At 62.9% G+C, this 15,024-nt stretch carries 9 protein-coding genes and 3 rRNA genes; 9 read left to right on the top strand and 3 right to left on the bottom strand.

Going from position 1 to position 15,024, the window contains the following annotated elements; all coding sequences use genetic code 11:
* From F8O08_RS10945 to rrf, 4 genes are all read left to right on the top strand, one after another.
* Nucleotides 1-223, top strand: a 223-nt coding sequence (locus tag F8O08_RS10945) for a hypothetical protein (protein WP_225733567.1), incomplete at its 5' end; no start/stop codon positions are given.
* 312 nt (nucleotides 224-535) lie between these two features.
* Nucleotides 536-2,057 (top strand): 16S ribosomal RNA (locus F8O08_RS04430).
* A 481-nt stretch (nucleotides 2,058-2,538) separates the two neighbouring features.
* A 23S ribosomal RNA gene (locus F8O08_RS04435) occupies nucleotides 2,539-5,640 on the top strand.
* A 126-nt stretch (nucleotides 5,641-5,766) separates the two neighbouring features.
* A 5S ribosomal RNA gene (gene rrf, locus F8O08_RS04440) occupies nucleotides 5,767-5,883 on the top strand.
* The 16S, 23S and 5S rRNA genes sit together here, the layout of an rRNA operon.
* Before the next feature lie 46 nt (nucleotides 5,884-5,929).
* On the opposite strand, the gene F8O08_RS04445 is transcribed toward rrf, so the two are convergent.
* Nucleotides 5,930-6,907, bottom strand: a complete 978-nt coding sequence (locus F8O08_RS04445) for a hypothetical protein (protein ID WP_158042691.1) — start codon at nucleotides 6,905-6,907, stop codon at nucleotides 5,930-5,932.
* Nucleotides 6,908-6,973: 66 nt separating this feature from the next.
* Here F8O08_RS04445 and F8O08_RS04450 point away from each other — a divergent pair, with 66 nt between their 5' ends.
* The 3 genes from F8O08_RS04450 to F8O08_RS04460 are packed head-to-tail and all read left to right on the top strand — an operon-like array spanning nucleotide 6,974 to nucleotide 8,773.
* Entirely contained in the window at nucleotides 6,974-7,657 is a 684-nt protein-coding gene (locus F8O08_RS04450; RefSeq protein WP_158032132.1) for a hypothetical protein, read from the top strand.
* A 10-nt stretch (nucleotides 7,658-7,667) separates the two neighbouring features.
* Nucleotides 7,668-8,198 carry a DUF4186 domain-containing protein gene (locus tag F8O08_RS04455; RefSeq protein ID WP_158042692.1) on the top strand — a complete coding sequence of 177 codons (531 nt, stop codon included), beginning with the start codon at nucleotides 7,668-7,670 and terminating at the stop codon, nucleotides 8,196-8,198.
* Nucleotides 8,195-8,773, top strand: a complete 579-nt coding sequence (locus tag F8O08_RS04460) for a mismatch-specific DNA-glycosylase (protein WP_158042693.1) — start codon at nucleotides 8,195-8,197, stop codon at nucleotides 8,771-8,773. The genes F8O08_RS04455 and F8O08_RS04460 overlap by 4 nt, the downstream gene beginning before the upstream one ends.
* Before the next feature lie 88 nt (nucleotides 8,774-8,861).
* Here F8O08_RS04460 and gndA read toward each other — a convergent pair whose 3' ends face one another.
* The gene (gene gndA, locus F8O08_RS04465; RefSeq protein WP_158042694.1) at nucleotides 8,862-10,322 is read right to left on the bottom strand and encodes an NADP-dependent phosphogluconate dehydrogenase; all 1,461 of its coding nucleotides are present in this window, start codon (nucleotides 10,320-10,322) and stop codon (nucleotides 8,862-8,864) included.
* A 102-nt stretch (nucleotides 10,323-10,424) separates the two neighbouring features.
* Here gndA and F8O08_RS04470 point away from each other — a divergent pair, with 102 nt between their 5' ends.
* The gene (locus tag F8O08_RS04470) at nucleotides 10,425-11,696 is read left to right on the top strand and encodes a Na+/H+ antiporter NhaA (protein WP_158042695.1); all 1,272 of its coding nucleotides are present in this window, start codon (nucleotides 10,425-10,427) and stop codon (nucleotides 11,694-11,696) included.
* 773 nt (nucleotides 11,697-12,469) lie between these two features.
* Complete coding sequence (locus F8O08_RS04475; protein ID WP_158042696.1) at nucleotides 12,470-13,429, top strand: aldo/keto reductase; 960 nt, start codon at nucleotides 12,470-12,472, stop codon at nucleotides 13,427-13,429.
* 103 nt (nucleotides 13,430-13,532) lie between these two features.
* On the opposite strand, the gene F8O08_RS04480 is transcribed toward F8O08_RS04475, so the two are convergent.
* Nucleotides 13,533-14,744, bottom strand: coding sequence for an NAD(P)H-dependent flavin oxidoreductase (locus tag F8O08_RS04480; protein ID WP_158042697.1), 1,212 nt, complete (start codon nucleotides 14,742-14,744; stop codon nucleotides 13,533-13,535).
* Nucleotides 14,745-15,024: the final 280 nt, after the last annotated feature.

Below are 15,024 nucleotides of genomic sequence, written 5' to 3' on the forward strand. Positions count from 1 at the left end.
GGTTGGTGGTGTTCGACACGCCCGGGTGGTTGGTGTGGTTTTGGGTGGTTGGTGGGGTGTGGGTATTGTTTCTTCTTGTCACCCCAAAGGTGCTGGGATCTGTAGGGTTCTGGGCCTCAAGCGGGGGCCGCTCATTGTGTTGCTGGGGCTGTTTGGTTTTGGTGTATGGTGGGTGTCTGTGTTGCTTGGTTGTTTGCGTGTTGGTCTGGTTTTTCCGGGTTGACGTTGTGTGAATTTCTGGTAACATGGTGAAGCGCCTTGGCCGTTCTGGTCTTCTGGTTCTCCTGGTTTTGTCTGGGTGTTCTGGTTTGACTTGGTGGATGGTTGTGGTAAGCTGGAAAAGTTGCGCCGGCAGGTAGTCGCCCAGGTTTGGGTGGTGATGGTTGGTTGCGTCCGATCCTTGAGAACTCAACAGTGTGCACATGTCGATGCCAATTGATTTGGATTGCTGAGACCGTTTGGTTTTGGTGGTTCATGTTTTCTTTTGGTTTTATGCCATCACTTTTGTGGTGGTTTTTAGAGCCATGTCAGATTTTCTTCGGAGAGTTTGATCCTGGCTCAGGACGAACGCTGGCGGCGTGCTTAACACATGCAAGTCGAACGATGAAGCTGGAGCTTGCTTCGGTGGATTAGTGGCGAACGGGTGAGTAACACGTGAGTAACCTGCCCCTGACTCTGGGATAACTGCTGGAAACGGTAGCTAATACTGGATATGAACCGTACAGGCATCTGTAGCGGTTGGAAAGATTTTTTGGTTGGGGATGGACTCGCGGCCTATCAGCTTGTTGGTGAGGTAATGGCTCACCAAGGCGACGACGGGTAGCCGGCCTGAGAGGGTGACCGGCCACATTGGGACTGAGACACGGCCCAGACTCCTACGGGAGGCAGCAGTGGGGAATATTGCACAATGGGCGAAAGCCTGATGCAGCAACGCCGCGTGAGGGATGACGGCCTTCGGGTTGTAAACCTCTTTTAGCAGGGAAGAAGCGAGAGTGACGGTACCTGCAGAAAAAGCGCCGGCTAACTACGTGCCAGCAGCCGCGGTAATACGTAGGGCGCGAGCGTTGTCCGGAATTATTGGGCGTAAAGAGCTCGTAGGCGGTTTGTCGCGTCTGCTGTGAAATCCCGAGGCTCAACCTCGGGCTTGCAGTGGGTACGGGCAGACTAGAGTGCGGTAGGGGAGACTGGAACTCCTGGTGTAGCGGTGGAATGCGCAGATATCAGGAAGAACACCGATGGCGAAGGCAGGTCTCTGGGCCGTTACTGACGCTGAGGAGCGAAAGCATGGGGAGCGAACAGGATTAGATACCCTGGTAGTCCATGCCGTAAACGTTGGGTGCTAGACGTGGGGGCCTTTCCACGGTTTCCGTGTCGTAGCTAACGCATTAAGCACCCCGCCTGGGGAGTACGGCCGCAAGGCTAAAACTCAAAGGAATTGACGGGGGCCCGCACAAGCGGCGGAGCATGCGGATTAATTCGATGCAACGCGAAGAACCTTACCAAGGCTTGACATATAGAGGAAACGGCCAGAGATGGTCGCCCCGCAAGGTCTCTATACAGGTGGTGCATGGTTGTCGTCAGCTCGTGTCGTGAGATGTTGGGTTAAGTCCCGCAACGAGCGCAACCCTTGTCCTATGTTGCCAGCACGTTATGGTGGGAACTCATGGGAGACTGCCGTGGTCAACACGGAGGAAGGTGGGGATGACGTCAAATCATCATGCCCCTTATGTCTTGGGCTTCACGCATGCTACAATGGCCGGTACAAAGGGCTGCGATACCGCGAGGTGGAGCGAATCCCAGAAAGCCGGTCTCAGTTCGGATTGGGGTCTGCAACTCGACCCCATGAAGTCGGAGTCGCTAGTAATCGCAGATCAGCAACGCTGCGGTGAATACGTTCCCGGGCCTTGTACACACCGCCCGTCAAGTCACGAAAGTCGGTAACACCCGAAGCCGGTGGCCTAACCTTTTGGGAGGAGCCGTCGAAGGTGGGACTGGTGATTGGGACTAAGTCGTAACAAGGTAGCCGTACCGGAAGGTGCGGCTGGATCACCTCCTTTCTAAGGAGCTTTCGGAACCGTTTGGTTTCGTTGATAGTGCCTGCCAGTGTTTCCAAGAGAGCTGGTGGGTTGCTCATGGGTGGAATCATCGACATGCCTGCGTCTGGTGCATTTGAGTGTGAGTACGGTCTTCTTCGGAGGGTTTGGAAAGTGTTTGGGTGTGTTGGGTGTGGGGTGCATACTGTTGGGTCCTGGGGGATCGGGTCGGCCGCTTTTGGTGGTTGGACGGTTTTCCTTGGGCTTTGGCCCTTCTGGGCCGTGGTCTGGCTGGTCTTTGTGGCTGGTTGGGGTGCGGTGCTGGTCGTTGGTTGAGAACTGCATAGTGGACGCGAGCATCGGACACGCTCGCCTTTTGGTGGGTGTGTCGGATAGATATTTGTAGTCAATTTTGTTTGCACCATTGCGGCTGTTGTCGTGGTGGTTCGGACTGATGACACTGGTGAACATGATGAATTGATTTTGTTGTGTTCGTTACTTATGTGGTCAAGTTTCGAAGGGCAAACGGTGGATGCCTTGGCATCTGGAGCCGAAGAAGGACGTGGTAATCTGCGATATGCCTCGGGGAGCTGATAAACGAGCTTTGATCCGAGGATTTCCGAATGGGGGAACCCAGCCGGGCTGTGACCTGGTTACTCCAGTCTGAATGTATAGGGCTGTGAGAGGGAACGTGGGGAAGTGAAACATCTCAGTACCCACAGGAAGAGAAAACAAATTTAGTGATTCCGTGAGTAGTGGCGAGCGAAAGCGGATGAGGCCAAACCGATTATGTGTGATAGCCGGCAGGTGTTGCATGGTCGGGGTTGTGGGAGTCTCCTGTCGCGCTGCTGAGCGGCGAGGGTAGTTGAATAGCATAGTTGAATGGTCTTGAATGGCCGACCGTAGTGGGTGCGAGTCCCGTAGACGAAATGCTGTGATCGCCCGGAGGATTTCCCAAGTAGCACGGGGCCCGTGAAATCCCGTGTGAATCTGCCAGGACCACCTGGTAAGCCTAAATACTTCCAGATGACCGATAGCGGACGAGTACCGTGAGGGAAAGGTGAAAAGTACCCCGGGAGGGGAGTGAAATAGTACCTGAAACCGTTTGCCTACAATCCGTCGGAGCGCCCTTGTTGGTGTGACGGCGTGCCTTTTGAAGAATGAGCCTGCGAGTTAGTGATATGTGGCGAGGTTAACCCGTGTGGGGGATCCGTAGCGAAAGCGAGTCTGAATAGGGCGTTTGAGTCGCATGTTCTAAACCCGAAGCGAAGTGATCTATCCATGGCCAGGTTGAAGCGCGGGTAAGACCGCGTGGAGGACCGAACCCACTTAGGTTGAAAACTGAGGGGATGAGCTGTGGATAGGGGTGAAAGGCCAATCAAACTTCGTGATAGCTGGTTCTCTCCGAAATGCATTTAGGTGCAGCGTCATGTGTTTCTTACCGGAGGTAGAGCTACTGGATGGCTAATGGGCCCCACAGGGTTACTGACGTCAGCCAAACTCCGAATGCCGGTAAGTGAGAGCATGGCAGTGAGACAGTGGGGGATAAGCTTCATTGTCGAGAGGGAAACAACCCAGACTACCGACTAAGGCCCCTAAGCGTGTGCTAAGTGGGAAACGATGTGGAGTTGCATAGACAACCAGGAGGTTGGCTTAGAAGCAGCCACCCTTGAAAGAGTGCGTAATAGCTCACTGGTCAAGTGATTCTGCGCGGACAATGTAACGGGGCTCAAGCACACCGCCGAAGTCGTAGCATTCGCATTTGTGACAGGCCTTCGTGGTCCAGTCGTGCGGATGGGTAGGAGAGCGTCGTGTGGGCGTTGAAGCCGCGGGGTGACCCAGCGGTGGAGGCCACACGAGTGAGAATGCAGGCATGAGTAGCGAATGACGGGTGAGAAACCCGTCCTCCGGAAGACCAAGGGTTCCAGGGCCAGGCTAATCCGCCCTGGGTAAGTCGGGACCTAAGACGAGGCCGACAGGCGTAGTCGATGGACAACGGGTTGATATTCCCGTACCGGCGAAGAACCGTCAGAGCCAACCCAGTGATGCTAAGAGCCCGAATCCTCTGGCTTGCCCTTCGGGGTGGGAAAGAGGCCTAGCGCTCGACCCTGTCTGGTGCGGCTAGCGTATCTCTGGTGTGACGCAGGAAGGTAGCCTCCGCGGGGCGATGGTTGTCCCCGTCTAAGGGTGTAGGCCGAGGAGTTGGCAAATCCGCTCCTCATGCGGCTGAGACCTGATGGTGAGACCGTATGGTCGAAGTGGGTGATCCTATGCTGCCGAGAAAAGCATCGACGCGAGGTTCTAGCTGCCCGTACCCCAAACCGACTCAGGTGGTCAGGTAGAGAATACTAAGGAGATCGAGAGAATCATGGTTAAGGAACTCGGCAAAATGCCCCCGTAACTTCGGGAGAAGGGGGGCCCGGTGATGTGATCGGATTTACTTCGTGAGCGTTGTCGGGCCGCAGAGACCAGTGGGAAGCGACTGTTTATCAAAAACACAGGTCCGTGCGAAGTCGCAAGACGATGTATACGGACTGACGCCTGCCCGGTGCTGGAAGGTTAAGAGGAAGGGTTAGCTTCGGCGAAGCCTAGAATTTAAGCCCCAGTAAACGGCGGTGGTAACTATAACCATCCTAAGGTAGCGAAATTCCTTGTCGGGTAAGTTCCGACCTGCACGAATGGCGTAACGACTTCCCAGCTGTCTCAACCATGAACTCGGCGAAATTGCACTACGAGTAAAGATGCTCGTTACGCGCAGCAGGACGGAAAGACCCCGTGACCTTTACTATAGTTTGGTATTGGTATTCGGTGCAGTCTGTGTAGGATAGGTGGGAGACGTTGAAGCGGTCACGCTAGTGGTCGTGGAGTCATTGGTGAAATACCACTCTGACTGTTTTGGATATCTAACCTCGGCCCGTGATCCGGGTCAGGGACAGTGCCTGATGGGTAGTTTAACTGGGGCGGTTGCCTCCCAAAGAGTAACGGAGGCGCCCAAAGGTTCCCTCAACCTGGTTGGCAATCAGGTGGCGAGTGTAAGTGCACAAGGGAGCTTGACTGTGAGAGAGACATCTCAAGCAGGGACGAAAGTCGGGACTAGTGATCCGGCAGTGGCTTGTGGAAGCGCTGTCGCTCAACGGATAAAAGGTACCTCGGGGATAACAGGCTGATCTTGCCCAAGAGTCCATATCGACGGCATGGTTTGGCACCTCGATGTCGGCTCGTCGCATCCTGGGGCTGGAGTTGGTCCCAAGGGTTGGGCTGTTCGCCCATTAAAGCGGTACGCGAGCTGGGTTCAGAACGTCGTGAGACAGTTCGGTCCCTATCCGCTGCGTGCGTCGGAAATTTGAGAGGATCTGTCTCTAGTACGAGAGGACCGAGATGGACCAACCTCTGGTGTGCCAGTTGTTCCGCCAGGAGCATGGCTGGTTGGCTACGTTGGGAATGGATAACCGCTGAAAGCATCTAAGCGGGAAGCCGGCCTCAAGATGAGATTTCCATACCATTTATGGTGAGAGGACCCCAGCAGAACACTGGGTTGATAGGCCGGATGTGGAAGCACCGTAAGGTGTGGAGCTGACCGGTACTAATAGTCCGAGAACTTGACAACACACATAAATTCTTTCTGTAACGATGAACGCGTCCACTCTGCGGTTCCCGATCCATGACCGGGAACCACCACAACACACCTTTTGGGGTGTGGGTGTGGGTTGAACTGAATAGTGATCGAAGCCGTTACGGCGGCCATAGCGTGAGGGAAACGCCCGGACACATCCCGAACCCGGAAGCTAAGCCTCACAGCGCCGATGGTACTGCACGGGGGACCGTGTGGGAGAGTAGGACACCGCCGGAACATTATTCACGGAAGGCCACCCCGCTAGCGGGGTGGCCTTCCGTCGTTAACCACACACACGAACGCCAATCACACACGCAACACGAGACTGGCAGGATTGCTTCACCATGATGAAGACCCTGTCTACAACAGGAGAGACCTCATGAGTGAATACAACGATCGCGACGACAGCCGCGGAGACCGCAGTCACGGCCGCAACGAACGAAACGACCACCGGGGCGGTGCGGGCAATGGCCGCCGCAGTAGCAGTGGCCCCAAGCGTCAGTACCGAGAAGGCGGCCGGAGCGGCAGCCAGGAACGTCACGAGTACCGCGGGGGCGGTCGCTGGTCGGATCGCCCCCGCCGGGACGGCGACGGGTCGGGCTCCTCTCGCGGAGGGTACCGCGGGCACGATGATCGCCGCAACGAGCGTAATGACCGTGATGGTCAGCGTGGCGGCTACCGCGGTGGCAGTGATCACCGCGAGGATCGACGCGGTGGACATCGCGACGACCGTCAGGGAGGCTACCGCGGTGGCCGTGACCGCCGGGACGACCATCAGGATGATCGCCGAGGCGGTTACCGGGACGATCGCTCGGGCGGATATCGCGGTCGTGATGATCGCCGGAACGACCGTAATGACCGTGATGGTCAGCGTGACGGCTACCGCGGTGGCAGTGATCACCGCGAGGACCGTCGCGGTGGATATCGCGACGACCGTCAGGGAGGCTACCGCGGAGGCCGTGATGGCCGCGACGGCCGTCAGGATGATCGCCGGGGCGGTTACCGGGACGACCGGCGTGACGACCGGCGTGGCGGATATAGCGGTCATGATGATCGCCGCAACGACCGTAATGACCGTGACGGTCAGCGTGGCGGCTTCCGTGGCGGTAGCGACCGGCGTTCCGACTTCCGCGGCAATGATGACCGTCGTGGAGGGTACCGGGGAAACAGCGACCGGCGTGATGACCGGGGTTCGAACTATCGCGGTCGGGACGATGATCGTCGCGGCGGCGCTCGTGACGACCGCCGTCATGATGGCCACGACCGCAACGATCGCAGGTTCGACGACCGCGCACCGCGGCGCAATGAGCCGCAGCTTCCCGCGAATGTGCGCCCCGACGACCTGCCGTTCGGCATGCGCGTCGAACTCAAGACGCTCGCTCGCGAGAACGCCGATGTGGTCGCGCAGCAGCTGGCCGTCGCCCTCGCACTGATCGACGATGATCCGGCTGAGGCCTACACCTATGCGGCTGCAGCCGTGAAGCGAGCTGGTCGTATCGCGATCGTCCGCGAGGTCGCCGGCATCGCCGCGTATCGTTCGGGTGACTGGCAGACCGCGCTGCGCGAACTGCGCACGCACCGTCGCATCACCGGCAGTCAGCTGAACATCGCGCTCCTGGCCGACGCCGAGCGTGGCCTGGAGCGCCCCGCAGATGCCATCGCGCTGGCCGAAGAGACCGATCTCACCGATGTGCCCACCGAGGTTCGCGTCGAGCTCGCGATCGTCGTCAGCGGCGCCTGGCGCGACCAGGGCAAGCTCGCTGAGGCGCGGAAGGCGCTCGAGATCCCGGAGCTCGATCCTGATACAGCGTTCTCATACAGCGGTCGGCTCTTCGAAGCGTACGCAGATGTGCTGCGTGCGCTCGAAGACCCTGAAGCGGATGCCTGGGAGCGTCGAGCCAAGATCGCTGCCCGCGTCTGGAACGAGCACAAACACGGCACAAGCGGCGAACCGAAGCCGCTTGTCGACGACGAAGTCGAGGTCCAAGATCTGGGCGAGATTCTCGAGTAGTCCTCGCACCATGAACGACCCGGCGGGGATGCTGACCAGACTTGCGCGGTCCACCTTTCGCGCCAAGTTCCGTCTGACGAAGGCCGACGCTGACTACGCGAGGCAGCGAGGCAGGGCGACCATCGCATCCCACGCTCGTGACCTGCTGACCAAACGGATCGGCGCTGCGCACCCCGTGCACGATGGGCGTCAGACGCCGTATCGCGGGCACCCGGTCTTTCCGGCACAGCACGCCACGGCCACCTGCTGCCGTGGATGCGTCGAGAAGTGGTACGGCATTCCGAAGGGGCGTGAGCTCACACCACAGGAGCTCGACCGACTCGCCGCAGTGGTCATGGCATGGATCGACCGCGACCTGCAGCGTGATGCGGCGAGCCGAACGGGCGCACCGTCGAAGAGTGTTGCGACGAGCGTCTCCGAGAGCGTCACAGGGAGTGCTTCGAGCAGAGGCTCGGAAAGTGCCTCAGCGGGCACGCAGTCGGCAGCGGGCACGCAGTCGGCGCCGCGCGCCAGTGCACAGGAGAGGCAACGACACGTATGAAGCGATTCACGAGAGCGGAGCTGCTCGCACATGAAAACGGAACGGTCGACGACATCATCGGTCCGGACACAGAGCTGCTCTTCGTCGGAGTGAACCCGGGGCTGTGGACGGCGGCGGTGAACGCCCCGTATGCCTACCCGGGCAATCGGTTCTGGCCTGCGCTCGAACGGTCGGGGCTCGTGCATCGACACTTCGATGCCAGCCACGGGCTGAGCGCTGCCGACCGGGCCGACTTTGTCGCAGCCGGACTCGGCTCGACGAACTTCGTCAACCGCGCGACGATTCGTGCCGACGAGCTCTCGGCCGACGAGCTGCGCGCTGGCGCTGCGCATCTGGACAAGCTGGTGACGCGCGTGCGTCCACGTGTGGTCGCGGTGCTCGGTATCATGTCGTACCGGACCGCCTATCACCGGCCCAAGGCACACATGGGGCTGCAGGCGGAGCGACTGGCCGGTGCTGAGCTGTGGGTGCTGCCGAACCCGAGCGGGCTCAACGCGCATGAGACGATCGACAGCATCGCAGCGAAGATGCGCGAGGTCGGCGTGGCCGCCGGGCTGCTCGAGGCGTCTGCCTGAGCGCATCGAGGGGGTAAAAGGTGCGCCCTTGCGGGGCCAGCCGACCCGAACCCGGGTTCTGCGCGCCAGACGTCAGGCGCGCCGCCCGTTAAGCCTCGACTTCGCTGCGGTCGCCCGACCACAGCGTGTGGAAGGCTCCCTCGCGATCGACGCGACGATACGTGTGCGCACCGAAGAAGTCACGCTGCCCTTGCACGAGAGCGGCAGGCAGACGAGGCGAGCGCAGCCCGTCGAAGTAGGCCAACGAGCTGGCGAAGGCGGGTACCGGGATGCCGCCGAGCGCCGCATGCGCGACGATCTGTCGCCACGCGCCCTGCGTCGCATCGAGCACCTCGGCAAAGTGAGGCGCAGTGATCAGCGAGGCCGGAGCATCCGCCGGATCGCCCTCATACGCTGCCGCGATCAGATTCAGGAAGCCGGCGCGAATGATGCAGCCGCCACGCCAGATGCGGGCGATGGCCGCAAGGTCGATGTTCCAGCCGTGCTCCGCCGCACCAGCCCGGATCTCGTCGAAGCCCTGCGCATAGGCCACGATCTTCGACGCGAGCAGTGCGAGTCGAACCGCCTCGACGAAGGCGTCGCGGTCGGTGACGCCGAGCTGGCCGTCGGGGTATCCGGCGGATGCCGTGAAGCGCCGCTGCGCCGCCTCACGCTGAACGGGGCGGCCGCTCAAACCGCGGGCGAACACGGCTTCGGCGATGCCCGTGACCGGCACGGCCAGGTCGAGGGCGGTCTGCACGGTCCACGTGCCAGTGCCTTTCATGCCGGCCTGATCGACGATCACGTCGACGAGCGGGCTGCCGGTCTCGGCGTCGACCTGGCGCAGCACCTCGGCGGTGATCTCGACGAGGTACGAGTTGAGGTCGGTCTTGTTCCACTCGGCGAACACATCGGCGATCTCGGCGGGCTCGAGGCCGGCGCCGCGGCGCAGCAGGTCGTAGCTCTCGCCGATGAGCTGCATGTCTGCGTACTCGATGCCGTTGTGCACCATCTTCACAAAATGGCCAGCGCCGTCGGTGCCCACGTGCGTGACGCAGGGCTCGCCGTCGACCTGCGCGGCGATCGACGCGAGGATCGGGCCGAGGGTGGCGTATGACTCGTCGCTGCCGCCGGGCATGATCGAGGGCCCGTTGAGCGCGCCCTCCTCGCCGCCCGAGATGCCTGCGCCGACGAAGTGCAGCCCGCGAGCACGCGACTCGCGTTCGCGTCGAATGGTGTCGGCGAACTGCGCGTTGCCGCCGTCGACGATGATGTCACCCGGCTCGAACACTTCGCTGAGCTGGCGGATCACTTCGTCAGTCGGCTGGCCGGCCTTGACCATGATGATCGCGGTGCGCGGATGCTGCAGCGCCTGAGCGAACTCGGTCACGGTCTCGGTGGGCACGAAGTCACCCTCGTCGGCGTGGTCGCGCATCAGATCGCGGGTGCGCTGCGGAGTGCGGTTGTAGAGAGCGACGGTGTTGCCATGCCGGGCCAGGTTACGGGCGAGGTTGCTGCCCATGACGGCGAGGCCGACGACGCCGATGTTGGCTGATGCGCTGGAAGTCATGCAGAGAATTCTACCGTGACCGCCCGGTAGACTAGAGCGGTCTCGTGCCCTTCGGCCCGAGTGGTGCGTCGGGAAGCCTGGTCGACAGAGACGAGGAGACACATGCCCGCACCCAACGAGCCGAGCGCGCAGAACCACTCGGGCGCGCAGAACGACGTGAGCGCCGCCAGCGAGGCGAGCCAACCGAGCGCAACCACGCTGCCCGCCGCCTCTGCTGCTCGCGACGTGACCGATGCATCCGCCGAACGGGCGCATCGCGCTCGCAGCGGACGCCGCGCCGAGATGCTGCCCGGCCTTCTGCTGATTGCGGCGACGGGAGTCGCGCTCGTACTTGCCAATTCTGCGGCGAGCGGAGCGTGGCACGGCGTGGTCGAGGCACGGCTCGGACCGCTCACGGTGCACGAGTGGGTCGCCGAGTGGCTGCTCGCCGTGTTCTTCTTCGTGACCGGCGTCGAGCTGCGCGAGGAGTTCTCACGGGGCAGCCTGTCGACTCCGCGGCGGGCGCTGACGCCGATCATGGCGGCGCTCGGCGGCATGGTCGTGCCGGCCGTGATCTTCGTCGCGTTCACCGCAGGCGGGTCGGCTGCGCATGGATGGGCCATTCCCACGGCGACCGACATCGCCTTCGCGGTCTCGCTGCTCGCGCTCGTGGCGCCGGGAGTACCCGCGCCTGCGCGTGCGTTTCTGCTCGCGCTCGCGGTCGCCGACGACCTGTTCGCGATGATCGTGCTCGCGGTGTTCTACACGCCGGGGCTGCATCCCACGATTGTGGCCGTAGTGCTCGGTCTGCTGATCGGGCCATGGGTGCGGCCGCGCCTGCGCCGGATGCTGGAGCAGCTCTCGGTGTGGATCGTCGTGCCCGCCTTCGCCCTGGTCAGTGCCGGGGTGCCGCTGTGGGGCGGGGGTGCAGGGGAGGTGTCAGACGCCGCAGTCGGGGCCGGTGACGCAGGGGAGGTGTCAGACGCCGCAGTCGTGGCCGGTGGTGCAGGGGCTCTGGCGCTCGGTGCCGACCCTGTCTTCTTCGGAGTTTTTCTGGGCCTGGTCGTGGGCAAGCCGGTCGGCATCATCCTGGCGACGTGGATCGTGCAGCGGATCGGCCGCGCGTGGAGCGTCAGCCGCGCTCGGCGCGCTGGCACAGCCGTGGTGCAGCGCACGTCGGCGTCGGTCAGCTGGCCGGATCTCTGGGTGGTCGCCCTGCTCGCCGGTGTCGGGTTTACGATGTCGCTGCTGGTGGCGCAGCTCGCGTTCTCCGGCGGTGGTGCGGATGCGGTGCTGCATACCGAGCACGCCACGTTGGGCGTGTTGGCGGCTTCGTTCGTAGCCCCGGTCTTGGCAGGGATCTCGTATCGACTGCTGCGGAGGCGGCGGAAGTAGTTCGGGCGTGTGTCTCCGCGGCCGGCCGTCAAACGCCATGTTCCGGCCGCCATCGGCCGCTGCGGACTGCCGGGTAAGGCTTCAAATGTGGGGCAAAGGGCAAAGGGCAAAGGGCAAAGGCGAAGGCGAAGGCGAAGGCGAAGGCACCCTCTGCCACCTCTGCCACCTCTGCCATCCCTGCCACCCCTGAAAGGCCGGGAAGGCCGGGAAGGCGAGGCTGGTCTCGAGCGGGCAGAACGTGCTGAATGCACGGTGAGTGTGCAGAAGATGCGGGCATTGAGCACTGATGGTCGCGCATTCTGCACGTTCGGCGTCGGGGAGCTGAGAGGGCCGCCATCGAGACATGGGAGATGTCGTTGTGCGGCATCGAAGCATGCAACTTGGCATGTCTGGTTGGCTCTGGGGAGCATTTGGGGCGGATGGATGTGGCGAACGGCACTGGGCGTGGAGGCGGTGGGTGTGTGGATGTGGCGAACGGCACTGGGCGTGGAGGCGGTGGGTGTGTGGATGTGGCGAACGGCGCTGGGCGTGGAGGCGGTGGGTGTGTGGATGTGGCACGGTGTTGGTGCGGCACCTGTCGGATGGCGTCTGGGCGGGCGGGCAGATGCTGGCCAGCGTCGAGGCGAACAAATATCGTGTGACGCAACACGTCGCAGTAGCGTGCGAACGACGGCCACACTGGATATGGTGTGCAGACATCCGAGCGAGTGGGCCTGCGCCTGAACAACGAGCGCCCGCCTCCGAACAGCGCATGACCGAAAGGAAAGCAGACAATGACCAAGTCAGCGACCAGAGTGATCGGCAAGAGCGGCATCGAGATCTTCCCGCTTGCGTTCGGCGGCAACGTCTTCGGCTGGACGGCCGACGAACAACGCTCGCACGAACTGCTCGACCGGTTCACCGAGGGCGGCGGCAACCTGATCGACACGGCAGACTCCTACTCGGAGTGGGCCGACGACGAGCACGTCGGCGGCGAATCCGAGACGATCATCGGGTCATGGCTGCGCGGGCGGGATCGTTCGTCCGTGGTGATCGCCACGAAGGTGGCGAAGTATTCCAAGCGCCCCGGGCTCTCACCGGCGAACGTCGCAGCCGCAGCAGACGACTCGCTGCAGCGACTCGGCACCGACTACATCGACCTCTACTACGCGCACGAAGAAGACCCCAATGTGCCCATCGAACAGACAGCACAGGCCTTCGACGACCTGGTGAAGGCCGGCAAGATCCGTGCGATCGGCGTCTCGAACTTCTCTGCCGAGGCGACCGAGGCCTGGCTGAAGGCTTCGCGTGACAACGGCTGGGCAGAGCCGGTGGCCATCCAGCCGCACTACAACCTCGTTCATCGCAATGACTACGAAGAGCATCTTGCGCCGCTCGCCGCGCGCGAGAACCTCGCGGTGCTGCCGTACTGGTCACTTGCCTCGGGGTTTCTCACCGGCAAGTACCGCGAGCCCGTCGAGCAGGGCGATTCGCCGCGGGCAGGTGCCGCATCGAAGTACGCAGTGCCAGCCGGTCTGGCGATCATCGACCAGCTCGAAGAGATCGCCAAGGCACACCAGACGTCGATCGCCACGGCCGCCCTCGCCTGGCTGCTTGCGAAGCCGCAGGTGGTGGCGCCGAACGCTTCGGCTTCACGCGTCGATCAGGTCGCGGGGCTGCTTGCGGTCGGCGACGTCGAGCTGACCGCCGACGAAGTGGCCGAGCTCGACAAAGCCTCGACCTGGGCCCACTGAGCCTCCGCTGATGCGGCGACCCGGGGCTCTCTGAACCCCGCATCGGGAGATGCGCTCGCTTGAGGTGCAGCTGACAGGGCGACCGGGGGCCTCCCACGACGACCTAGCCGCGGGCACGCTCCAGCTCGGCGACGAGCGTGCGCACGAGGTCGGCCGCTGGCATCTCGCGAGCCCGGCCGACCTCGGAGCCGGCCCAGTGCGCTGCGAACGAGGTGGCATCCCCGTGTGCGGATGCGGCGGCGGCCAACGCCTTGCCTGCGTCGTAGGTCAGCGGGTAAGCGGGGATCTGCACACCGAGCTTTCTGGCCCGCACGCCGATCTCGTGCATTCGATTGCGCAGCCCGCGTGCAGGGCGGCCCGAGACCGCGCTGGTGAATGCCGTGGGGTCGATCGCCTCGAGCTGCTGCTCGCCGAGATCGGTGCGGGGGATGTTCGGCCCGCGGGCGCGACTGACCTCTTCGCGGATGCGCTCGCGGTGTGCCGGCCCGGTGGCCGCCTCGGGGCACAGCAGAAACGCGGTGCCCAGCTGTGCTGCAGCAGCGCCCGCGTCGAGGGCACGTGCGACGTCGACGCCGTCCATGAGCCCGCCGGCGGCGATCAGCGGCAGGTCGACGGCTCGCGCCGCCGCCGCGACGAGGTCGAGGGTCGAAGACCCGCGCGAGGCATGTGCGTCGCCGTCGACACCGCCGTCGAGTGTCGAATCGAACACGCCACGGTGTCCTCCGGCCTCGCGCCCCTGAGCGACGACGGCATCCGCACCGGCCCGCTCGACGAGGCGCGCCTCCTCGGGCGTGGTCGCCGTCACGAACACCAGGATGCCGGCGTCGTGCAGCTGCTCGATCACGCCCGCGGCAGGCAGCCCGAAGTGAAAGCTCACGACGGCCGGCCGAGTGGCCGCCAGCACGTCGACCAGTCGCTGGGTGTTCACACCGGGCGTCGCCGCACTGGCGTAGATTGCGCGCAGCGTGCCCGGCGAAGCGGTCGCGAAGGCTGCGAACTCGGGCTCCAGCAGCCGCAGCCACGACTGTGTCACCAGCGCACTCGAACGCGGCTCTGCGTGTGCGAAGAAGTTGACCATGAACGGCCGTTCGGTGAGCTCTGCCGTGCGCGCGATCTGCTCGGCCGCGCGCGTCGGGTCGGCGCCGCCGATGCCGAGCGATCCGAGGCCGCCGGCGTTCGACACGGCGGCCGCGAGCTCTGGTGTGGTCGCACCAGCCATGGGCGCCTGGATGATGGGGGTGTCGCGCAGCAGCGCCTGTGTCTGTTCGCGCAGCGAGGCGGATGCAGGCTCGGGCGAAGACGAAGTGGGGGACATCGGGGCCTCCTTTGGCTCGTTAAGCGTACGAGAATCCCCAGCTGTCGCAGAATTCACGGCTTGGCAGGCGGGGCCGCCGCGGCATAGACTGTGCACTGATACTTCGGCGAGGGCCGAGACCCCTGCGTGAGCAGATGTCTCAGCCGTTATCGACGCAGTGAGTGGGCAGCCCGCCCTCTCCTCGCGCGTGAGTGCTTGAGTTGAGAAAACCGTCGACCACCAGATGACATGCAGCATGAGACTGCGGGATTCGAGCGCGTCGGCGCCACACGGCGGGTGC

Source organism: Pseudoclavibacter sp. CFCC 13611 (assembly GCF_008831225.1).
Taxonomy (GTDB): domain Bacteria; phylum Actinomycetota; class Actinomycetes; order Actinomycetales; family Microbacteriaceae; genus Pseudoclavibacter_A.